Origin of the sequence: Methylobacterium sp. 391_Methyba4 (assembly GCF_029691625.1) — a bacterium.
GTDB lineage: Bacteria > Pseudomonadota > Alphaproteobacteria > Rhizobiales > Beijerinckiaceae > Methylobacterium > Methylobacterium fujisawaense.
The window spans coordinates 4,104,138-4,123,920 of the sequence record NZ_CP121475.1; the positions used below are offsets into that span (position 1 = coordinate 4,104,138).

Consider the following 19,783-nt stretch of genomic DNA (forward strand, 5'->3'; position numbering starts at 1 on the left):
TCGTGTTCAGTGTGCCGCAATGCTATCCCGAGCCGCCGCGCCCGGTCGGTGACCCCGGTCACACAAGTCCGACGTGGCGGGAGAAACACGCACCACGTGCCGGACGATCAGCCCGTCGTCACGGCCGGAGAACGACGCCAGCCATGACGGACGCGCAGAAGCTCGAGCGCTGGATCGCGCGCTTTCCTCCGATTCAGGCGCTCAGTTCCGCGCATCTTCAGATCGCGCGGGGCACCGTGCAATTCCCGGTGCTCGAGGCCGGCGCGACGGCCTACGAACTCCATGGCGAGTGCGCCCACTACCTGATGTGTCTCGAAGGACGGACGCGTATCTTTCGCATGTCGGAGAGCGGGCGTGAGGTTCTGATCTACAAGGTCGGGCCGGGCGGCACCTGTGCGCTGACGACGCAGTGCCTCCTGTCCGGCGGTACTTTCCCGGCCCAGAGCGTGGCCGAGGAGAGAACCGAACTCGCAGCCCTTCCGGTCGGCACCTTCCAACACCTGATGGGTGAAAGCGCAGCCTTCCGAAGCTTTGTTCTCGGCGACTACACGCGGCTGATGACCGGCCTGTTCACGCTGATCGACGAGGTCGCGTTCTCGCCGCTCAAACAGCGGCTCGCCCAGCGGCTTCTGTCCGAAGCCGGTCCGCAGGGCGTGGCCGCGGTAACCCACCAGAAGCTCGCGGACGACATCGGTAGCGTACGTGAGGTGGTGAGCCGCATCCTGGCCCAATGGGCCGAGGCCGGTCTGATCGCGTTGCGGCGAGGTGCCGTCGAGATCGTCGACCGAACCAGCTTGGCAGCGGCCGGCCGGCGGTGACCTGCCGGGCCATTCGGATCCGCCTGGCAGGCGGGCCCTGCGGGACGGACCGGCCGCTTCCAGTCCCATCCGATGACTTCCTCGCGCTGGCCCGGCACGGGATGTGACCGTCACGCGCCAACGCGTGGCGGGGCCTCGTATCGGCCAGTGCGATCATTGGCGCAGGTTGAACGTCGCACGCGCCCCGATCGCGACGGGCGGGACCGAGAAAAGGTGGATTGAAGACTTCATAAGCGTCGCGACAGCTTGGCCCTGCTCGCATGTCTGCAATCCCTGGGCGCGCGCCGCCTCGTGGAACCGGATAAACACCTCTTGAGTATGCTCGTCCGCCCTGATAATAGTTTAATGAAATCGCTTCGAACGGTGAAGCGTGAGGAAAAAATACTTTTGGAGGCGGATATGATTGTATTCGCTGGTATTTTTTCAGCCATAGCAGGCTTCGGCCTGCTGCTGGGCCTCGGCGCGATCGAGTATCCTGTGGCGCCCCATATCAGCAGCTATGGCTGGGCCCTCTTCGTGAATGCAGCGGCGATATGTGGTTTGCTGCTGTTCAATCTCTATCATCGTCACAGTCAGCGCTTGCACTGATCCTGTGAGAGACACCCGAATTCGGGTCGCCGGACGAAGCTTGACCTTTGCCTCGCGATGGGCGGGCGTCACAATGCGATCGAACCGGCGCGCCGATCCGGGATCGCTATCGGCCACCCTTGGCCCAGGGCGGAGAGCGGCTTCCCGTCTCGAAGACCGGGCATCCGGCGAGGTCGGGCGGCCGAACGATCCCGTCGGTCGGGCCCCTGTTCCGGCTCGCGCCCTCGTCGCGCTGGAAATGGCTTGGTGGCCCCATCCCCGGGAGTTTCGACGGCGCGCCGCCCGACTTGACCCGTCAGGGAAGTTCCAGGCGCCGCGGATCCCGGCATGTCCCTCTATTCACCGACGGAGGACCTGTACGACCTGACGCGAATCCAGGTCGACGATGACCGCGCGATCATCGGGAGAGATGTAATAGCCGTAGTAGCCGACCGGGTTCAGGCCGGGCATCGCGACGTTCTGGAACGATCCGAGTTCCAGCCATCCCGGAATTTGACTGCCCCGGCCGACGCGCACACCGCTCGGATCGCTATACCGCGGCCCTGTCTCGAAAAGCGTTTGGATCGTGCCGGGTTCGTTGCCGAACATGAGGACACCTTGCTGGGCCAGACGCGGATTGACCCTGACGATGAGCGGTTGGGCAGATGCCGGAAAGCAGGCGAAGCAGCTTACGGCCGCAAGCATGGCTCCGGACAAGGCCGACAGCGCAGGTGACCGACGAGCAATCATGACGCCCTCCGAAGCCTTGCAGCAAATGCCACGATCAGTACGAATGTTTACATAGAGACAAGCCGAATTTGATGCTTGATGATTTGGGACAATATTGATGTTTTGGTGTCGGCGCCCTTCCAGCAGCGCCCGGATGTTGCGGGGGCAAGACCGGTCCGCGGCGCCGTTCCGACAGGTTCAACGCACCCGTCAGACCCCGGCAACGCCTTGCCGAGCGGCGCTGCCGAACGCCGGGATGGCGCGGTCGAACCACATCGGCCGGCATACGATCGCGATCGGAGCCGGAAAGCAGACACGCCATGAATCGGGTGCTCCCTCGAATTCACGACGTCTCACCCGATCAAGCCGCCCACGCGAATGTCTGCAATCCTGAACAGGCTCGCACTGCGTCAAATTCAACATGGAGCTTGGCCAATACCGCGGAGCGGCCAGACAGGAACCCTGTCGAAAATTGTCCGGCGGGTGTCGCATCCAGCCGCGCGTCCGTTCCGCGTCAGGCATAGATCGAGACGCGAGCCATCGGACGGGCTTCACCGTGAAACACCTTGAAAGGACGACACATCGCCCGAAGGCGCCGACAATAGCCTGACGCTCGGTCGCTGGATCGAACCATGATCACTTCACACCCTCGCATTTCGGAAGGCGATGCCGACGGATCAAATCATCCGAAATCCAACCGCCGCAATCGAATGAAAGGCATCGGAACAAGAATTTTAGCAGAACTAAAGAGTTTTATCGGTATATTTGTTTATTTATGGGTCATATTTGGCATTCTGATCCTGCACGAGCATGCCGTCCTGTCGCGTCACGGCATCGTCTATAGATTTTATGGGCTGGCCTTCCTCAATGCGTGGATCTTGGCGAAGATCATGCTGATTGCCGAGCATTTCGACACCCGGACAGCCGTTCGGAGCGGTCCACTGCTCTATCCGATCCTGACCCGGTCCGGCCTCTTCGCGTTGCTGATGGTCTGTTTCTACGCGCTTGAGGATATGGCAATCGGGCTCTGGCGGGGAAAGACGCTGGTCGATAGCGTGCCGATGATCGGCGGCGGGGGCGTCCTCGGCTGGGCGTCCGTCGTCCTGATCATGACCGTCGCCCTGATCCCGTATTTCACGTTTCGAGAGCTTAGCCGCGTGCTCGGCCCTGGGCGGTTGCAGGCGCTCTTGTTTCGCGACGGGAGTCACCTGGACCTGCCGGATCAGGACAAGGCCGGACGGGGCTAAAGCGCCGGATGTCGCAGCAGCCGTCACGCGGCCAGCGCGCACGACCACGCTCACCCTGGCACGGGGCGTTTCATGCGGGAGCGTCGGTCACGGACCGAAACGCGCTGGGGGAGGCCGCAGCTTCGGCTCGGACGCGTCCTGCTCGATCAAGCGATCCCGCGGAAAGCTGCCAGAATACCACCCCGCAGCCGTGAGACGGTGCGGCAAGGCTTTGCGATGGTCCGCGTCCCCCTTCTCGTGCTGGTTGCCCTGCTGATCACCGGTCCCGGCCCCTCGGCGCGTGGCGAGGGAGAGCCCCCTGCCGCGCTGGCGGTCGGAACGGTGACGGCGCAGCGCAAGGCCTTGGACAGGGCGCTGGACTTCGTCGGCCGGGTCGAGGCGGTGGGGCGCGTCGAGGTGCGCGCCCGCGTGACCGGCTATCTCGAGGCGGTCCTGTTCAAGGAGGGCGATCCGGTGAAGGCAGGGGCCCCTCTGTACCGGATCGAGCGCGATCTGTTCGTGGCCGCCGTCAGGCAAGCCGAAGGCGCCCTGGAGCGCGGCAGGGCGGCGCAGGCTCTGGCCGCCATCCAACTGCAGAGGGCACAGGAGCTGCTCGACCGGAATTCGGGGACCGTCGTTGCCCGCGATCAAGCACGGGCCGCCCTCGATCAGGCGAAGGGCGCCGTGACGGGCGACGAGGCCAATCTCCAGACCGCCCGCATCAACCTCGGCTACACCGATATCACCGCCCCCATCGCCGGCCAGATCGGCCGAACGAGCGTGACGAAGGGCAACGTCGTCGGGCCCGACAGCGGCGTGCTGACCACGATCGTCAGCCAGGACCCGATCTACGTCACCTTCCCGGTGAGCCAGCGCGAGTTCCTGCGCTACCAGCAGGGCGCGAAAAGCCCCGACCGCAGCAAGGTCGGCATCCGGATCCGATTTCAGGACGGATCGGAATACGGTCAGGTGGGACGGGTCGATTTCGTCAACATCAGCGTCGACCGCACGACCGACACGGTCCTGGTGCGCGCCGTCATGCCGAACCCGGCGGGCGTGCTGCGCGACGGGCAGCTGGTCCAGGTCGCCCTTCAGATTGGGGAGCCCGAGCAGAAGATCGTCGTCCCGCAAGCGGCGCTCATCGCCGACCAGGGCGGGGTCTACGTCTTCGTCGTCGAGGACGGGCGGGCCGTGACCCGGCGCGTCAAACTCGGTTCCGCCGGTACCGGCCCGGATGCCGTCATCGACGAGGGCCTGTCGGCCGGGGAGCTCGTCATCGTCGACGGCCTGCAGCGGGTGCGGCCCGGAATCACCGTGCAGGCGAACCCGATCGCCCAGTCGGCCGGCAGGATCTGACGCCATGGTCTCGGCGATCTTCGTCGACCGGCCGCGCCTCTCGGTGGTGATCGCGATCGTCACGTCGATCGCCGGAGCGCTGGCTCTGTTCACCATCCCGGTGGCCCAGTACCCCGACATCGTGCCGCCCCAGGTCTCGGTGACGACGACCTATCCCGGCGCCTCCGCCGAGGTGGTGGAATCGACCGTCGCACAGCCCATCGAGTCTCAGGTCGTGGGCGTCGACAAGATGATCTACATGAAGAGCGTCAGCGGCAACGACGGCAGCTACACGCTCACCGGGTCCTTCGAACTCGGCACCGATCCGGACATCAACGCCGTCAACGTCAACAACCGGGTTCAGATCGCCTTGGCCAAGTTGCCCGAGGACGTCCGCAAGCAGGGCGTCACGGTCAAGAAGAAATCTTCCGCGCTGCTGGGCGTGCTGGCGGTCTACTCGCCCAAGGGTATGCAGGACCCACTCTTCATCTCGAATTACGTGACGATCAACCTGCTCGACCGCATCAAGAGCACGCCCGGCGTCGGCGACGCGACCCTGTGGGGGCCGCAGGATTACGCGATGCGGGCCTGGGTGCGGACCGACCAGCTCACCGGTCTCAACCTGACCACGGGCGATGTGATCGCAGCGATCCGCACGCAGAACGTGCAGGCTCCCGTGGGCCGGATCGGCGCACGCCCGATTTCGGACGAGCAGCAGCTCCAGCTCAGCATCCAGACGCAGGGGCGCCTGAACTCCGCGGAGCAGTTCCGCAACGTCATCCTGCGCACGAATCCGGACGGGTCCGTGCTGCGGCTCGGGGACGTCGCCCGCATCGAGCTCGGCGCCGCCAATCTCGACCGCGAGACACGGCTGAACGGGAGCCCCGCCACGGTGGTGGCGATCTACCAGTCCCCCGGCGCGAACGCCCTCGCGACCCTGAAGGAAGTCCAGGCCCGGGTCGGCGCGTTGGCCAAGTCCTTCCCCGAGGGGCTCGCCTGGAAGGTCACCTACGACCCGACCACCTTCATCACCGAGACGGTACGCGAGGTCCGCAAGACCCTGATCGAAGCCTTCGTGCTCGTCGTCGTGGTGGTGTTCCTGTTCCTCGGCAGCCTGCGCGCGACGCTCATCCCGACGCTCGCCGTGCCGGTGAGCCTGATCGGGACCTTCATCGCCCTGAAGGCGGTGGGCTACTCGACGAACTCCGTCTCGCTCCTCGCCCTGGTGCTGGCCATCGGCATCGTCGTCGACGACGCCATCGTGGTCGTCGAGAACGTCGAGCGCGTGATGGAGGAGCATCCCGATCTCTCCCCGCGGGAGGCCACCAAGCGGGCGATGGCCGAGATCACGGCGCCGATCATCGCCATCACCCTGGTGCTGCTCTCGGTCTTCGTGCCGGTCGCCTTCGTCCCCGGCATCTCCGGCGAGCTCTTCCGACAATTCGCGGTCGCCGTCGCGGTCGCGATGCTGATCTCGGCCGTCAACGCGCTGACCCTGTCGCCGGCTTTGTGCGGCGTGCTTCTGCGGCCGCATCAGGGTCCCCGCCGCGGGATCATGGGCGTCGTCATGCGGGCGATCGACCGGGTGCGCGACGGCTACGGTGCCGTGGTGGCGCGGATCGTGCGCTTCTCGGTGATCGGGCTCGTACTCGCCGGCGCGGCCGCCTACGGCGCGCTGCAGCTGGCCAAGATGACCCCCACCGGCTTTCTGCCCGAGGACGATCAGGGCGCCTTCTTCGTCGTGGTGCAGCTGCCCGAGGGCGCCGCGGTGGGACGCACCGCCGAGGTGGTGGCGCATGCCGAGGCGATCCTGCGGCAGGAGCACGTGGTCGCCGACACGACATCGGTGATCGGCCTCAACTTCATCGACAACTATTCGCAGGGCAACGCGGCCTTCCTGGTCGTGACCCTCAAGCCGTTCGAGGAACGCACCGGCGCTGCGGACGGGGCGGCGGCCGTGATCGCCCGGCTCGGCCGTCACTTCCGGGACATCCCGGGCGGGACCGTGGTGCCCCTGGCGCCGCCTCCCGTCATCGGCCTCGGCACCGGCGGCGGCTTCGCCTACGTCCTGGAGGACCTGCGCGGCGGCGATCCGAAGGACCTCGCCCAGGTCGTGCGCGGGCTGATCGTGGCGGCGAATGACGAGCCGAAGCTCAACCGCGTCTTCAGCACGTTCTCGGCCACGAACCCCTCGGTGTTTCTCGACATCGACCGCAACAAGGTCCAGATCCTCGGGGTGCCGCTGGAGAACGTGTTCCAGGCGCTGCAGGCCTCGCTGGGCGGCTATTACGTCAACGACATCAACCTGTTCGGCCGCACGTGGCAGGTGCAGGTCCAGGCCGAGGCCGCCGATCGCACGCGGATCGACGACATCTACCGCATCAACGTGCGCAACAAGGACGGCGAGATGGTGCCGCTGCGCTCCCTCGCGGAAGCGCGGATCGTGGTCGGGCCGCCGGCGCTGATCCGCTACAACAACCTGCGGGCGGTCACCGTGCAGGGCTCTCCGGCGCCGGGCATCTCGTCGGGCCAGGCGCTCGCCGCCATGGAGGCGGTCGCGGGCCGCACCTTGCCGGCGGGGTTCGCGGGCGAGTGGACCGACACGGCGTTCCAGGAGAAGCGGGCCGAGGGCAAGACCGCGATCATCCTCGGCTTCGCCGTCCTGTTCGCATTCCTGTTCCTGGTCGGCCTCTACGAGAGCTGGACGATCCCCGTCCCGGTGCTGCTGTCGGTCACCGTCGGGATCCTGGGCGCCTACGCGGCGATGGTGTGGGGCGGGCTCACCCTCGACCTCTACGCGCAGATCGGCATGGTGGTGCTGATCGGTCTCGCAGCCAAGAACGGCATCCTGATCGTCGAGTTCGCCAAGGAGCAGCGCGATCGGGGCGTGCCGCTCCACGAGGCGGCGACCGAGGGCGCGCGCCTGCGTTTCCGGCCCGTGATGATGACCTCCTTCGCCTTCATCCTCGGCCTGTTTCCGCTGGTCATCGCCGCCGGCGCCTCGCAACTCGCGCGGCGCAACGTGGGGACGCCCGTGTTCGGCGGAATGATCGCCGCGTCCTTCATCGGGATCTTCGTGATCCCGCCCCTCTACGTGCTGTTCCAGAGCCTGCGTGAGCGGGCCTGGGGCCTTCTGGGCGGGAACGGGACGCGGCACGACGCGGCGGCGGAGCCGGCCGGAACGCAGGAGCACATGCCGGCCGAGTGACCGTGCGCGGTCGAGCCGGGCAGGATGAGGAGGCTGGGCGGTGATGGACGATGCGACGCGGGCACAGGAGCCCGAGACCGACGACGAAGCCACCGACGCGGGGCTGGCGCAGCCCAAGCTCAAGCGCAAGGCGTACGAGCGGGAACTCCGCGCGCTGCAGGTGCAGCTCTGCCATCTGCAGGACTGGGTCCGGAAATCCGGCGCGCGCATCGTCGTGGTCTTCGAGGGACGTGACGCTGCCGGCAAGGGCGGCACGATCAAGGCGCTCACCGAGCGGGTGAGCCCGCGGGTGTTTCGCGTGGCCGCGCTGCCGGCCCCCTCCGACCGGCAGAAGACCCAGATGTTCATTCAGCGCTACATCGAGCACTTCCCGGCGGCCGGCGAGATCGTGATCTTCGACCGGAGCTGGTACAACCGCGCGGGCGTCGAGCGCGTCATGGGGTTCTGCAGCGACGCTGAATATCGCCGCTTCCTCGATCTGTGCCCGCGGATCGAGCGCTTCATCGTGGGCGGCGGAACGCAGCTGATCAAGTTCTGGCTCGAAGTCGGCCGGAAGGAGCAGAAGCGCCGCTTCCTGGCCCGGATCGATGACCCTCTCCGGCAGTGGAAGCTCAGTCCCATGGACCTCGAGTCCTACAGTCGCTGGTACGACTACTCGATCGCCCGGGACGAGATGTTGGCGGCGACCGATATCGATGAGGCGCCCTGGCATATCGTCCGCTCAGATGAGAAGCGGCGCGCCCGTCTCAACTGCATCGCCCATCTGCTGAGCCTGATCCCCTACGAGGAAGTCAAGCGCGAGGCCGTGATCTTGCCGAAGCGCCTCAAGGACAAGGCCTACGACGACACTCTCACCAAGGGGCATTTCGTTCCGGAACTGCACTGAGGTAAGGCCGCGCGCCCGGACATCGACCCTTCAAAGCCGGGCCCGGCCTTGAACTCTTCGAGCCGGGCGATCGAGACATCGAAACGGGCCCGCATCGCCTCGTCACGCGTCGCATCCCGCTGCGTCTGGAGCTGTAGGATCTCCGCGTCGATCTAATCGCCGTTCAGCTCCTCGACGGAGAGAACCCGCGCGGCCAGGATCGTCACCCGCTTCGCCGTGACCTCGGCCAGCGCTCAGCAACGCGAAGAGATCCGGGAGCGCAGGTCGTTCACCCGATGAGGTGGCGGTCTGTGTCCGCTGCTCGGTCATGATCGCCATCCCGGGGCGTCCTGAATCACACGTGGAGTTTTTCCCAGGTCAGGAAGAAACCAACATCGCCCGGCATGCCGTCGGGCCAGTCGACGATCATCGCCGACAAGCCATAGCCGAGGGGGCGCAGTCGCTCGCGCCAGAACTCGTATGCCTGCCGGGGCCGCCCGGTCAGGGTGTCGGGCCAGTCCGCCTCGGCATTGTTGATGGCTCGCCCGCTGTCGGTGCACATCGCGTTCGGAAAACGCATGACCAGCAACTCGTTCTTGCCCTGCTCGGCCGCGACCCGGAGCTTGTGCAGGAGAGGCCGCGTGATCTCCTGGACCTTCTCGGGCGTGAGCTCGATGGTCTTGGACAGAGTCTTGATCAGCTCGGCCCGCGCCTGGCTCGCTTGGTCCTCGGCCTTCAGCGCCTTCATGGCTTTGGCGGCCTTCAACTTGGCCGTGTAGGCACCGAGTTCGGCGGCCGACATGAAGGTCTCGTCGGCGAGTTCGAGATCGGCCGGCGACCTGGTTCTCACGGCGTCCATGGCAAGCTCCCGTTGTTCAAAGCGCCGGCTGCGGCCGGCTGCTCCTGGGCCGAGACAACACGGCGCGCGTGGCGCGCGCGATCATCAGTTCCTCGTCCGTCGGAATGACCCAGGCGGTCGGCCCGGGACCTCGGGTCACGCGGGGGCCGCCGGAGGCGTTGGCCGCGTCGTCAAGTTCGAATCCCGCCCAGGCGGCACCCCGCAGGACCTCCGCACGGGTGGCGGCGTCGTTCTCGCCGATGCCGGCCGTGAAGATGAGGGCGTCGATGCCGCCCAGTGCGGCGACGAGGGAGCCGAGTTCACGACCGATCCGGTAGACGAACAGGTCGATGGCTCGGCGGGCATCGGGCTCGCGCGCCGCGACGCGGCGCAGCGTGCGCATGTCGTTCGAGATCCCCGACACGCCGAGCAGGCCCGACTGCGTGTAGAGCATGCGCTCCGCCTCGTCCGGGCCGAGCTTCATCTCGCGGAGCATGTAGAACACGATGCCGGCATCGAGGCTGCCGCAGCGCGTCCCCATGGGCAGCCCGTCGAGGGCGGAGAAGCCCATCGTGGTGGCGACGCTGGCGCCGCGGTTCAGCGCACACAGGCTGGCGCCGTTGCCGAGATGGGCCACGACCACGCGTCCAGCCGCCAGGGCGGGATCATACTCCGCCAGCACGGAGGCGATGTAGGCGTAGGACAGGCCGTGGAAGCCGTAGCGGCGCACGCCACCCTCCATCATCGCGTGCGGCAGGGCGAAAAGCCGGGCGATCTCCGGTTGACCGGCATGGAAGGCCGTGTCGAAGCAGGCGACCTGGGGCAGATCGGGGAAGCGCCGCCGGAAGATGCGGATCGGCTCGAGATTGTGCGGCTGGTGGAGGGGAGCCAGCGGCACGAGGCGCTCCAGGGCCTCCAGGACCTCCGCAGTCACGCGCACGGGCTCGCAATAGGTCATCCCGCCATGGACGATCCGGTGCCCGACGGCGACCAGCTCGAAGCCGCCACTGTGCGCGCGCATCCAGGCGGCCACGTGCAGGAGCGCGTCCTCGTGGCCGAACGCCCCGTCGCTGCCGAAGTCCTCGTCGGCCACCGTCGTGCCGGTCCGATCACGGATCCGCAGATGGGGCGCTTCACGGAGCCCCTCGAACAGGCCCCGGAAGATACGCTGCGGCTCTTCGCCATCGCCGAGGATGAAGACTTGGAACTTGAGGCTCGACGAGCCCGCGTTCAGCACGAGCAGGACCGGGGTCATCGGCTAGACCTCGGGCATCAGACGCGCCGCCCGCTGCCCGGCGACGAACAGGGAGGCCACGGCGCAGGGATGGGCGACCGCCACCCGAAGCTCCGGCAGCGCCTGCGCGGCCGCGATCAGCCGATCGTCCTTCTCGTGGCGGCGCGTGTCAGACGATGGCCGTGCGGGAGCCAAAGTCGGCATCGTGAATTCTCCTGGCGGGAGAGACAGTACGCCGCTTCGCCAGCGCCCCCTTGAGCGAGATCAAGGATCAGGCGCGCTCGCTCTCCGAAGCGCACCGCAGTGTATGGCGTCAGCGGTCGCCCGCTTGATCGGCCGAGACAGCATGTGGCCCCTGTCGGCGCGCAACGCTCCGTTCAGGGGCCGTCTCAGGACCGGCCGAAGGAGCCTTGCCGGCTTGCGCCGGATCGGCGGCGGTGGCGCGGCGCGCGAAGGCTGCGGAGAGCGCGTTCGCGGTCAAGCCGTGCGCGAGGATGCTGAGGATGATGGTGGCCGCGACCGTCGTCGTCAGGGCCTGACGTCCCGGAAGATCGGCCGCGAGCACGATGACGGCGAAGACCACGCTGGCGAGCCCTCTCGGACCGAACCAGCCGATGAACAGCTTGCCGTCCGTCTTCAGGCCCGTGCCCGTCAGAGCCAGCCAGACCGGAAGCATGCGGATCACGGTGAGGCTCAAGACCGCGTAGACGATGACCGCCCAGGTCAGCCGCTGCGGGACCTGCGCGATCACGACGGCCCCGAAGAGCACCCAGGTCGACAGGGCCAGGACGTCGCCGGCCCCCTCGGCCGCGCAGAGCAGCTCGTGCTTGACCACGCGGTGCCGCGCCATGCCACCGGCGACGAGGCCGCCGACGAAGGATGCAATGAAGCCGCTGCCGCCCAGAGCCTGCGCGGCCGCGAACGCCGTAAGCGCGAGCGCCACCGCGGGGAGTTGCCGCCAAGCCGAGCCGATCCAGCCGCGATTGCCGGCATAGCGCAGGGCCCCGACGCCCAGAACGGCCAACCCGCCGCCTACGACGAGGCCGACACCGATCTCCGTGCCGAAATGGTGGACCGTAAGATCCAGCGGGGGCCGCCCCGGATCGGATCCCGCGGCGAGCGTCAGGAAGATCAGAAGGACCGGGACGCAGATGCCGTCATTCAGGCCGCTCTCCACATTCAGCCCTTCGCGCACCGGGCCCGGGAGGTCCGGATTCGTGACCACTGCCTTTCCGAGGGCCGCATCCGTCGGCGCCAGGATCGTCGCGAGAAGGGCGCATTCGAGGAAGCCCAATTCCGGGAACAGAATGATACCGACCAGGAAACCGAACAGGATTGTGAGCGGCAATCCGATGAGCAGGAGACGGCCGGGGATCGCGTATGAGCGTCGCAGCACGCCGAGGTCGGCTTTGGCGGCATCCGTGAACAGCACGAGGGCCAGCGTGAACTCGGCCAACCGTTGAAGAAGATGGGCCTCGGCGTTCACCGTGATGATGCTCAACCCGGCCGGCCCCGCAGCGAAACCGAAGGCGGCGAAAATCACGGCGCCGGCCAGTGGACTGCGCTCCAGCGGGACCGCCACGAGGCTGTAGGCGAAGACGAATGCGAACAGGATCGCGATGGTCTGGTACATCAACAAAACCGATGGAGCCGCCGTTGTCTTGCGGCGGTGACCGTTGTCGGATTACGGTTTTGACATTCCGGAAAGCGTATTTATTGAGGACATGATTTGATCTAGGTCAAGGCGCGAGAAAAATTGTTTCGCAATTTGAAAATGACAGCGCAGGAACTGGACTTAAAAAATTTCGCGTGAAACACGATAATAAGTTTCTTTCATCAGCCTCATAAGCCAGTCGCGATCGATATTCCGGCTCCGCTTGAATCCTTTCATTTGGCAATGTGCCGCTTCAAGCGCGGTGCGGAAAAATTCGGATCGACCGCGTTTTCGACGGCGGGAGGACGGACACTCTGAGGTCAGACCCCGCCGAGATGGCGGGAGGGCAGCCCGGATCGATCCGGATGCCTCACCGGGCCTGCGTCGGAACGCTGTCTGCCCGTAGCCAGGAAGGCGCGTCAGATGTCGCGACATCATACCGGCCGGATATGCCTGCTGGCTCTGATCGCGCTTGCGCGCACGGCAAGCGCCCAGGAGCTTCGCTCGCCGCTCATGGACCGCGGAAATTCCGTGATCCAGGAAAACGCCGCGTCTCTGATGCCTACGCTGCGCGGGCGGCATCTCTATGCCGATCAGGGTGTGCGCGTCGGGCGCGTCCGCGAAGTCAGGGTCGGGCAGGACGGAACCACGCTCCTGGCGATCGTCGCCCGCCGGCGCTTGTTGGGAGGCGGAGAGATCGGCATTCCTGTGTCCACTCTCAGCCAAGTCGGCCCTGTGCTGACCATGCAGGGTACGCGAGACACCATTCGGGCCATTCCACCGTTGTGAGACGGGGATGGATCGGTTCTCGATGCCCATCGGCGCGGCCCGCTCGACCGAGCGCGTGCAATCGATCTTCTGTCCGGCGAAAGCAGGGCGCGACTTCGGACGACAGGGAAGCGTAGCCCGTATGGGAGGCCCATGAGCCGAAGCACGCGGATCCGGCGGATCCTCCCGGCGGCCCGGGAGGCGAAAGGTCGATCGTTGCGCTAGATCAAAGACTGGGACGCCGGTGTTCCGCCAAAAGGGCAATCCTGAGGGAGGGCCCTGCCGATGCGAGAGCAACTGCGCGACGCCTACAACGTGTTTTGCCGCAAGCATAAGCTTGGCCTGTGCTGCGCCGTGCGCGAGGACCGTCCGGTGCCGAGTTTCCTCGACGCGGAGAGTTGGGCATTCGGCTACACGGTCCGCAGCAAGACGGATGGGCCGGTCAGTTTCCAGTCCAAGGCGGCCCAGGAGGCGAATAGCCGCCTCGGCTTCTATCTTTTCCACGACGTCTGCGCCTGAGCCCTGCGGAGGATGGGCACCGCCCCAGGGCGATGATCTGTGCCGACCAGGACTTTGCGGCACATCGAACGTCGTCAGATGCCGGGCGCGCATAGGACCGGCGCAATGAAGCGGCCATCACACCCAAGCGGCTGAGCCCGATCGCCAAGCACGGACACAACGCCGTTCGGCACCATTCGAGATGACGCACCGCTATCGGGGGGTGATCGAGACGGCCCCGTCGGCCCTGTATCGAGAGCCTGCCCCTCGGGGTTGCGCTTGAGCGTCGCGCACGCCTTGGCGGCAACAGGCCCGATCATGTCCCGTCTTCAAAGCCTTCAGGGCCCCGGCACGAGCCGGCTTTCCCGCGCCCGCCTTCGCATTGAAGTCGGTCGCACCGTGATCGCCCACACGCCCGCAACCAGCGCGCGACGGGTCGCGATCAGGCGGCGTGGCCCTGCGCAGGGATGGCGTTTGCTTCAGACGCAGCACCCCTGAATGCAGGCCCGATCGATAGCGCACCGACGAGTTCCGATAACCCAAGAACAGATCCCACCGGGGGTAGAACTTTTCCGCTGAAAATCTCGAGACACCACACCGTCTGCAAGATGTCCTGTCCAGTGCAACGCGCCTGCAGATCGCAGAGCCGAGCATCGAGACCCAGACCATTCTGCGCCCACGGCTTGAGACCGGCCTGTCCGCGGCGTCTGCCCAGGCCCTGGCCGACCTGACGCGCGTCCAAACCGCAGCCTCTGCCAGCGGCCTGCTTTCTACGCTACTGCGATCACGATCTACGGGCCCGTCCCGTCACCAACCACAACGGTCAGGATCGGACCCGTCGAGACCTCCGTGAACGGCCGTTCGAGGCTGGCGAGGAGATCCGCGATGACATCGTCGAGTTCGGAGGCTGCGGTACCGTAGAGCTGAAAGGCGCACCGGTGCGCCGCACGCGCGGTGGGATCAGAGAGGTGGGCCATGGCGGCTGCCTCGGACCGGCCTTTCTGTCGAAGCGTCGCGGCAAGCTGGCGATACAGGGCTAAGACGTCGGCACCGACGCGGGCGGCTTTGGACTGCACGACGGCCTGATCGATATCGGCTGAAGGTGATGCAATTTTGCCTGTCACGGACCCCTCCGATTATTATATCTGCAACCGATCCAAATACTCTCGTGCTGATCGGCACCGAATTTTATTCGTCGAGACTGCATCGATTGCATATCCCGAACCCGTCTGCACGCGTGCCATCGACGGTTCGAACGAACCGGCCGAGAGCCGTTCGAAGCCGGGCCGCTCTCCCCGTATCAGGAGAGTCTTCTGTTAGACGATCGACGTGCAGGTCTTCGGCGCGAAGCGCCGCGATCTCTGCAACTGCGCCTGCGGGATGAGGCGCACATGCGCCGTGCCCGTGCACCCCGCGCGCTTCCCCGCCCCGGCCTCACCCTGGGCTGCGCTGGATCGACACGTCGCATTGCGCTGCCGCGGCGGAATGGCTGGGTGCGGGCAGATACTCCGGAGGGGGCCTGTGTCGGCTCGGCGCCATGATCAAGGTTTCTCCTCGCGGCGGAAGAAGACGGGTCTCGTGCGAGAAGCTGGCCTGAGCGCCCTGCGACGCAGATCGCTTGAACAGCCGCGCCGGGTCGCAACTCGCAATCGCGGCATCCTTGATCATAATACCACAGCTGAGCATTGATCTCTCTCAATATACTGCGCCGCCGCCCACCCGTCGGATTCAGACGAGCCGGCAGCATGCGCCCCGCGACATCGGCCGAACGACAGGCCGACCGACAGGCCGACCGACCGCTCGGAATGCATCCGATGTCTCCGATGACCGCGCCGGCCGACCGCGCCGAATGGATCTGCGACAGCCGGAGCTGAGCCCGGAGCGCGAGACGCGCGAGATTGGACGGCGCTCATCACGGCCTTGCCCGCAGCCAGGTTCGCCGACGCGCACCGGCGGGACGCGCCGGCAGATCCGACTGAACCCGGCAGCATTCTATTGACGCGATTCATGGATTGGGTAGAAATCCCGAACCCATGTCGGATATCAGATCGATTGCGCCCAATCTTTATTGCCTCTCATCATGGTTATATCTGGTCCAATCTCGGTCTCCACGTTGACTGATCATCCGCGTGGCCAGCCTATTGGCTGGGCGCACGGCCATCGTGCCGACGACACTTCAGGAGCGAGCCATCGCCGAGGAAACGTCCCTGCCAGAGCGCTCGCGTATGCGCATCCTCGCGAGCCTCATCGCGGCCACCGTGTTGCTGCCCCTCGCAATCCTGCTGCTCGGACTCTGGCAGGGCCAGCGCGGAACCGACGATTGGAGGGAATTCGCGACCGAGCATGACCGGCTCGCCGCGGCTGTGGCGGATCTGGAGGCCCGCGCTCCCCGGGACGGGCGCCCCGATTTCCGCCTGCAATTCCGCCACGACGGCCACCTCTATGGCGGCCCCTACGCCGTGGTGAAGGCGCGCGAGGCCCGCGACGAAGCCGGCACCCTCGCTGCGGTGATGGATTGGCGCCGCACGCTGCCGCCGGTGGCGGTCCTCGGTGGCGGCATCGCGGCAACGCTCTCCCTGCTCGTCCTGGTCGTCGGCGGTGTGCTCGGGCAGGTCGGACGCACCTCCCGCCAGACGCTGGTTCATGGCTTTTCGCTGGTGCGGCGGCTGCTCCCCGTCGTGCTCGCCGCTCAGATCGTCGCGGCGACCGCAGGCTTCGTCGCCATCGTTCTCTTCGAGGCAGGCTTGCTCATCCAGGGCGGCTTCACCGGCGGAGGCGCAAAGCTCCTGGGCCTCGCGGCCGCTGCGGCCGGCGGCACGATCATCGCCGCGGGGGGCGCACTGATCGGCCTGCGCCAAGCGCTCGTTGCCTTCGAGCCCGAGCCTCTGCCGATCCTCGGGCGCCAGATCGCGCCGGCCGAAGCTCCGGGTCTCTGGCGCCTCGTCGAAGCGATTGCCGATCGGATGGGCGCGCTCAAGCCCGAGGCCCTGGTCGTCGGCCTCACCGAGGGCTTCTTCGTCAGCGCGGGTCCGGCTGTACTCGAACCGGGCGGCACGCGTCTCGAGGGCCGGATCCTCTACGTACCGCTTCCCTATCTCGCCCTGATGCGCGTGGACGAGACGGCGGCGATCATCGGGCACGAACTCGCTCACTATGCCGGCGGCGACACCGCCTACAGTCAGCGCTTCCTGCCGATCTACACGGGCGTCGGGCGTTCCCTCGACGCGCTCCTGGAGCGCGAGCGCGGCGGTCTCGGCCTGCTCGGACCGTCGGTGCGGCTCGGCCTGTTCGTGATGGAGCGCTTTCACCTTGCCGTGCGCCATTGGAGCCGAAAGCGCGAATTCGCCGCCGATGCAGCCGGCGCGGCTGCGACCTCGTCCGCCGCCTCTGCCCGGGCGCTCCTCCGCTCCGGCGCCGTGCGTCCGGGCATCGTGGACGTTCTGGAGACCGCTGCCGCTGCGCCGGCCGCGGCTTCCTCCGATCTCGTGGCGGCGGCTCTCGACCGGGCGATGGCGCGCGGCCTCGACGACCCGGCAGCGCGTCTCGAAGACGGACAGGCCCACCCGACCGACACCCATCCGCCGACCCGCGAGCGCATCGCGGCCCTCGGCCTGGCGGTCAATGCGGACCTGCTGACGGCCGCTGGAGCCCCGCCTCCGGCTCGCGCCCGCGAACAGCTCGCAGCCTATTTCACCGATCCGTCCGGCCTGTGCCGGGCCGCAACGCAGGACTTCCTTGGCGCAGTCCAGGCGCGCGAGGCAGCCGCGCGCGCCCATCTGGAGGCCACCGCCGCGGAAGTCGGTCCCGAGGATCGGGTGCTGCGCGCCAGCCACCGTGCCCGTGGCCTCGTGCTCGCGGTGAGCGGCGGCTTCTTCGCCGCCGCGGCGCTGCCGCTCGCGCTGGTCCGCATCCCCGGCCTGTCGCCTTACGAGGCCCGCGTACTTCTGGTCGTGATGCTGGCCCTTGCCGCTGTTTTCTGCGTTGCCGGCGCCTTCGTGCTGGCGCGGGGGGAGCCGATCACCTTGATCCTGAGTCCGACCGGGCTGACGGCGCCGGGCCTCGACCGCGTGATACCCTGGGCGGCCATCGCGGATCTCGACATGACGCTGAGCCGCGGCGGGATCGCAATACGGCTGTTGCTGCTGCCCGGCGCCGACTGGCCGGAGCGGGCACCGGGCCGGCACGCGGTGAAGCTCGACCCCAAGCGCCGCATCGTGACCCTCACGGTCGGGCTGCCGCGCAAGATGAAGCCGCAGGATTTCGCCGATCTGATCGCCCGCTATCAAGCGGCCCATCAGGCTCGCCGCCTTCTGTCCGAACGTGCGCCGATCGCGACCCCCGCCGTCCCTCTCGAAACCCATCCTGCTTGAGGATCGCCATGACTCCCCCTGCCAAGACAGAGGCCGAGGAAACCCTGCGGCTGCCATCGGAGCGCACCAGCTGGACCGTGATCTTCGGAGTGCTGTTCGGCCTCGTCCTGTTCAGCGGCATCCTGGCAGCCAGCGCGCTCTACACGGCGCCTGTCTTGATCTCGGACTGGCAGGTCCGCGACACGGCGCAGCCTGTTCCGCGCGCACGGGTGGCAGATGGCAAGTGTAACGCCAAGCTCGTCATCCACATCTGCAATGCAACACTGACGCTATCCACGCCTCGGGGCAGCACGACACGGCGGGTGAACTACGTCTTCTCCGGCCCGCAGGCCGCCAATTTCGACCTCGTGGTGATGGCCGACCCGGCGCGGCCCGACATCGTCACCACAAATCTCGGTCTCGACCGGTTATGGAATCGGACCATCACCCTTCTCGTGATCGATGGAGCTCTCTTGGCCTGTATCGTCGGAGCGTTGGTGTCGATCATCCGCAACGGGCGCGCGGCCTTCCGGGTCGCCATGTGACTGGCAAACCGCTGGGCCGAACCACATCGGGCGATCAGGGGGGCTGCCGTTGCGCAAGCCGTCGACGGGACAGGATGCTGGTCTTCGCCGCGGCGGATGGCGGCCTCCGGCTGCAAGCGTCGAGCGGACGCTTCCGCCGCGTATCACGGCGGACAGGTGGAGCAACCGCCTCGGGCAGGCCCTGGTTGAGACGTATGGTCATCCAGTATTAACGCACATAAAATGAATTTATTGGAATATTCCCGACGGACGGGCAGCCTGCGCAGCCAATCTCAAAATCGCAAAGACAGCGTACAATTGTCCCTCCGCCTGATCCGGGCTCGGGTACGGCTCATCTCACGCGAAGGGTGAAATCTCGTTCGTGAAGGTCATGTTGACGGGCATCTTTTCCGTCAGGACCCTGCGCCGCGCAGCAAGCAGGGGTTTGAATAGGGCATTGCTCTTCAAGAATGCGCCGAGCTTCGAGCCGGACACGAAAATCGTGGACTCGAACGGCTTCAAGGCGACAACATTCGGTGAAATCACGCGACCGCGGGTGAGTGCGCCGTTCTCGAAGAAATAGTTCCAGTTGTCTGACGTGACCACGACGGGTCGATTGACGCGCAGGATCCCCTCGGCGGCCTCCCGCGTGATCACATAGGCTGCCGTGGAGCCGAGACCGGTCATCTGCATGGGCAAGCACAGGCGGTGACTGCCGATCTGCACCGCATCGACGGTACTGAAAACGCCGATGTTCTTCGGCCAGTTGAACATCAAGACGACATCGCCCGGCCGAAGGGCGGCCTCGATGCCAGCCACGATCCCGTGGATCTGCGGCGGCAGGACGACGTCATCCTCGACGATGAGCGCATAGGGCAGATCGCGGGCAATCAGGCGTTCGTAGGCGGCCATGTGGGACATCGCACAGCCGATCTGCCCAGACGACAGATGAGGCGGGGGCGGAACGCGCGGATCCGGGACCGCTCCCTCGTACCCGGCAACCTCGAAATCCGGCCCCCAGGCTGCGGCGAGATGACGGGAGATGTACGCGTGCCGTTCCGGAAAACGACGCAAGGAAATTCCAAAACAATACATCGTGTTCACCTCTGTGTGGTGCCGGCTCACAAGACGGGGGGCCGTCGGAGTTCGTGCCCGCGTCCAGGCCCCGCC

Annotated in this window: 17 protein-coding genes; 10 read left to right on the forward strand and 7 right to left on the reverse strand. The window is 66.5% G+C overall.

The window, feature by feature from the left end:
* Nucleotides 1-143 precede the first annotated feature (143 nt).
* Both P9K36_RS19300 and P9K36_RS19305 read left to right on the forward strand, forming a co-directional pair.
* Nucleotides 144-818, forward strand: a complete 675-nt coding sequence (locus tag P9K36_RS19300; protein WP_043350376.1) for a Crp/Fnr family transcriptional regulator — start codon at nucleotides 144-146, stop codon at nucleotides 816-818.
* A gap of 312 nt (nucleotides 819-1,130) precedes the next feature.
* Nucleotides 1,131-1,406 carry a hypothetical protein gene (locus tag P9K36_RS19305; RefSeq protein WP_179696978.1) on the forward strand — a complete coding sequence of 92 codons (276 nt, stop codon included), beginning with the start codon at nucleotides 1,131-1,133 and terminating at the stop codon, nucleotides 1,404-1,406.
* 339 nt (nucleotides 1,407-1,745) lie between these two features.
* Here P9K36_RS19305 and P9K36_RS19310 read toward each other — a convergent pair whose 3' ends face one another.
* Complete coding sequence (locus tag P9K36_RS19310; protein ID WP_274926927.1) at nucleotides 1,746-2,135, reverse strand: hypothetical protein; 390 nt, start codon at nucleotides 2,133-2,135, stop codon at nucleotides 1,746-1,748.
* Between the two features lie 611 nt (nucleotides 2,136-2,746).
* Here P9K36_RS19310 and P9K36_RS19315 point away from each other — a divergent pair.
* The 4 genes from P9K36_RS19315 to ppk2 all read left to right on the forward strand — a co-directional run bounded on the left by P9K36_RS19315 (nucleotide 2,747) and on the right by ppk2 (nucleotide 8,769).
* Nucleotides 2,747-3,361 carry a hypothetical protein gene (locus P9K36_RS19315; RefSeq protein ID WP_347568042.1) on the forward strand — a complete coding sequence of 205 codons (615 nt, stop codon included), beginning with the start codon at nucleotides 2,747-2,749 and terminating at the stop codon, nucleotides 3,359-3,361.
* A gap of 216 nt (nucleotides 3,362-3,577) precedes the next feature.
* The gene (locus P9K36_RS19320) at nucleotides 3,578-4,696 is read left to right on the forward strand and encodes an efflux RND transporter periplasmic adaptor subunit (protein ID WP_043385813.1); all 1,119 of its coding nucleotides are present in this window, start codon (nucleotides 3,578-3,580) and stop codon (nucleotides 4,694-4,696) included.
* 4 nt (nucleotides 4,697-4,700) lie between these two features.
* A complete protein-coding gene (locus P9K36_RS19325) occupies nucleotides 4,701-7,883 on the forward strand; it encodes a multidrug efflux RND transporter permease subunit (RefSeq protein WP_278305785.1) in 3,183 nt (1,060 codons plus the stop codon).
* A 43-nt stretch (nucleotides 7,884-7,926) separates the two neighbouring features.
* Nucleotides 7,927-8,769, forward strand: a complete 843-nt coding sequence (gene ppk2 / locus P9K36_RS19330; protein ID WP_278305786.1) for a polyphosphate kinase 2 — start codon at nucleotides 7,927-7,929, stop codon at nucleotides 8,767-8,769.
* 334 nt (nucleotides 8,770-9,103) lie between these two features.
* Here the strand turns inward: ppk2 and P9K36_RS19335 are convergent, their stop codons facing one another.
* The 4 genes from P9K36_RS19335 to P9K36_RS19350 all read right to left on the reverse strand — a co-directional run bounded on the left by P9K36_RS19335 (nucleotide 9,104) and on the right by P9K36_RS19350 (nucleotide 12,453).
* Nucleotides 9,104-9,607 carry a hypothetical protein gene (locus tag P9K36_RS19335; protein ID WP_075380660.1) on the reverse strand — a complete coding sequence of 168 codons (504 nt, stop codon included), beginning with the start codon at nucleotides 9,605-9,607 and terminating at the stop codon, nucleotides 9,104-9,106.
* Nucleotides 9,608-9,623: 16 nt separating this feature from the next.
* Nucleotides 9,624-10,841, reverse strand: a complete 1,218-nt coding sequence (locus tag P9K36_RS19340; RefSeq protein WP_278305787.1) for an acetate/propionate family kinase — start codon at nucleotides 10,839-10,841, stop codon at nucleotides 9,624-9,626.
* A 3-nt stretch (nucleotides 10,842-10,844) separates the two neighbouring features.
* The gene (locus P9K36_RS19345; RefSeq protein ID WP_043758682.1) at nucleotides 10,845-11,024 is read right to left on the reverse strand and encodes a hypothetical protein; all 180 of its coding nucleotides are present in this window, start codon (nucleotides 11,022-11,024) and stop codon (nucleotides 10,845-10,847) included.
* A 109-nt stretch (nucleotides 11,025-11,133) separates the two neighbouring features.
* On the reverse strand, nucleotides 11,134-12,453 hold the full coding sequence (locus P9K36_RS19350) for a cation:proton antiporter (protein WP_278305788.1): 1,320 nt from the start codon (nucleotides 12,451-12,453) through the stop codon (nucleotides 11,134-11,136).
* 444 nt (nucleotides 12,454-12,897) lie between these two features.
* On the opposite strand from P9K36_RS19350, the gene P9K36_RS19355 reads away from it, so the two are divergent.
* Together P9K36_RS19355 and P9K36_RS19360 are read left to right on the forward strand one after the other, a co-directional pair.
* Nucleotides 12,898-13,263, forward strand: a complete 366-nt coding sequence (locus P9K36_RS19355) for a hypothetical protein (RefSeq protein ID WP_043350348.1) — start codon at nucleotides 12,898-12,900, stop codon at nucleotides 13,261-13,263.
* A gap of 264 nt (nucleotides 13,264-13,527) precedes the next feature.
* Nucleotides 13,528-13,761 carry a hypothetical protein gene (locus P9K36_RS19360; protein ID WP_278305789.1) on the forward strand — a complete coding sequence of 78 codons (234 nt, stop codon included), beginning with the start codon at nucleotides 13,528-13,530 and terminating at the stop codon, nucleotides 13,759-13,761.
* Nucleotides 13,762-14,531: 770 nt separating this feature from the next.
* Here P9K36_RS19360 and P9K36_RS19365 read toward each other — a convergent pair.
* The gene (locus P9K36_RS19365; RefSeq protein ID WP_124262975.1) at nucleotides 14,532-14,864 is read right to left on the reverse strand and encodes a hypothetical protein; all 333 of its coding nucleotides are present in this window, start codon (nucleotides 14,862-14,864) and stop codon (nucleotides 14,532-14,534) included.
* Nucleotides 14,865-15,965: 1,101 nt separating this feature from the next.
* Here P9K36_RS19365 and P9K36_RS19370 point away from each other — a divergent pair.
* Nucleotides 15,966-18,110, forward strand: coding sequence for a M48 family metallopeptidase (locus tag P9K36_RS19370; protein WP_278305790.1), 2,145 nt, complete (start codon nucleotides 15,966-15,968; stop codon nucleotides 18,108-18,110).
* Nucleotides 18,107-18,634: a hypothetical protein gene (locus P9K36_RS19375; protein ID WP_278305791.1), complete on the forward strand. Its 528-nt coding sequence runs from the start codon at nucleotides 18,107-18,109 to the stop codon at nucleotides 18,632-18,634. The genes P9K36_RS19370 and P9K36_RS19375 overlap by 4 nt, the downstream gene beginning before the upstream one ends.
* Before the next feature lie 336 nt (nucleotides 18,635-18,970).
* Here P9K36_RS19375 and P9K36_RS19380 read toward each other — a convergent pair whose 3' ends face one another.
* Nucleotides 18,971-19,525, reverse strand: coding sequence for a glycosyl transferase (locus tag P9K36_RS19380; RefSeq protein WP_278305792.1), 555 nt, complete (start codon nucleotides 19,523-19,525; stop codon nucleotides 18,971-18,973).
* Between the last annotated feature and the right edge of the window lie 258 nt (nucleotides 19,526-19,783).

Coding starts and splice junctions, on each gene's coding strand:
- ppk2 (WP_278305786.1), top strand. CDS start 7,927: ATGGACGATGCGACGCGGGCACAGGAGCCCGAGACCGACGACGAAGCC.
- P9K36_RS19335 (WP_075380660.1), bottom strand. CDS start 9,607: ATGGACGCCGTGAGAACCAGGTCGCCGGCCGATCTCGAACTCGCCGAC.
- P9K36_RS19345 (WP_043758682.1), bottom strand. CDS start 11,024: ATGCCGACTTTGGCTCCCGCACGGCCATCGTCTGACACGCGCCGCCAC.
- P9K36_RS19325 (WP_278305785.1), top strand. CDS start 4,701: ATGGTCTCGGCGATCTTCGTCGACCGGCCGCGCCTCTCGGTGGTGATC.
- P9K36_RS19370 (WP_278305790.1), top strand. CDS start 15,966: ATGCGCATCCTCGCGAGCCTCATCGCGGCCACCGTGTTGCTGCCCCTC.
- P9K36_RS19320 (WP_043385813.1), top strand. CDS start 3,578: ATGGTCCGCGTCCCCCTTCTCGTGCTGGTTGCCCTGCTGATCACCGGT.
- P9K36_RS19300 (WP_043350376.1), top strand. CDS start 144: ATGACGGACGCGCAGAAGCTCGAGCGCTGGATCGCGCGCTTTCCTCCG.
- P9K36_RS19350 (WP_278305788.1), bottom strand. CDS start 12,453: ATGTACCAGACCATCGCGATCCTGTTCGCATTCGTCTTCGCCTACAGC.
- P9K36_RS19315 (WP_347568042.1), top strand. CDS start 2,747: ATGATCACTTCACACCCTCGCATTTCGGAAGGCGATGCCGACGGATCA.
- P9K36_RS19340 (WP_278305787.1), bottom strand. CDS start 10,841: ATGACCCCGGTCCTGCTCGTGCTGAACGCGGGCTCGTCGAGCCTCAAG.
- P9K36_RS19360 (WP_278305789.1), top strand. CDS start 13,528: ATGCGAGAGCAACTGCGCGACGCCTACAACGTGTTTTGCCGCAAGCAT.
- P9K36_RS19380 (WP_278305792.1), bottom strand. CDS start 19,525: ATGGCCGCCTACGAACGCCTGATTGCCCGCGATCTGCCCTATGCGCTC.
- P9K36_RS19310 (WP_274926927.1), bottom strand. CDS start 2,135: ATGATTGCTCGTCGGTCACCTGCGCTGTCGGCCTTGTCCGGAGCCATG.
- P9K36_RS19355 (WP_043350348.1), top strand. CDS start 12,898: ATGTCGCGACATCATACCGGCCGGATATGCCTGCTGGCTCTGATCGCG.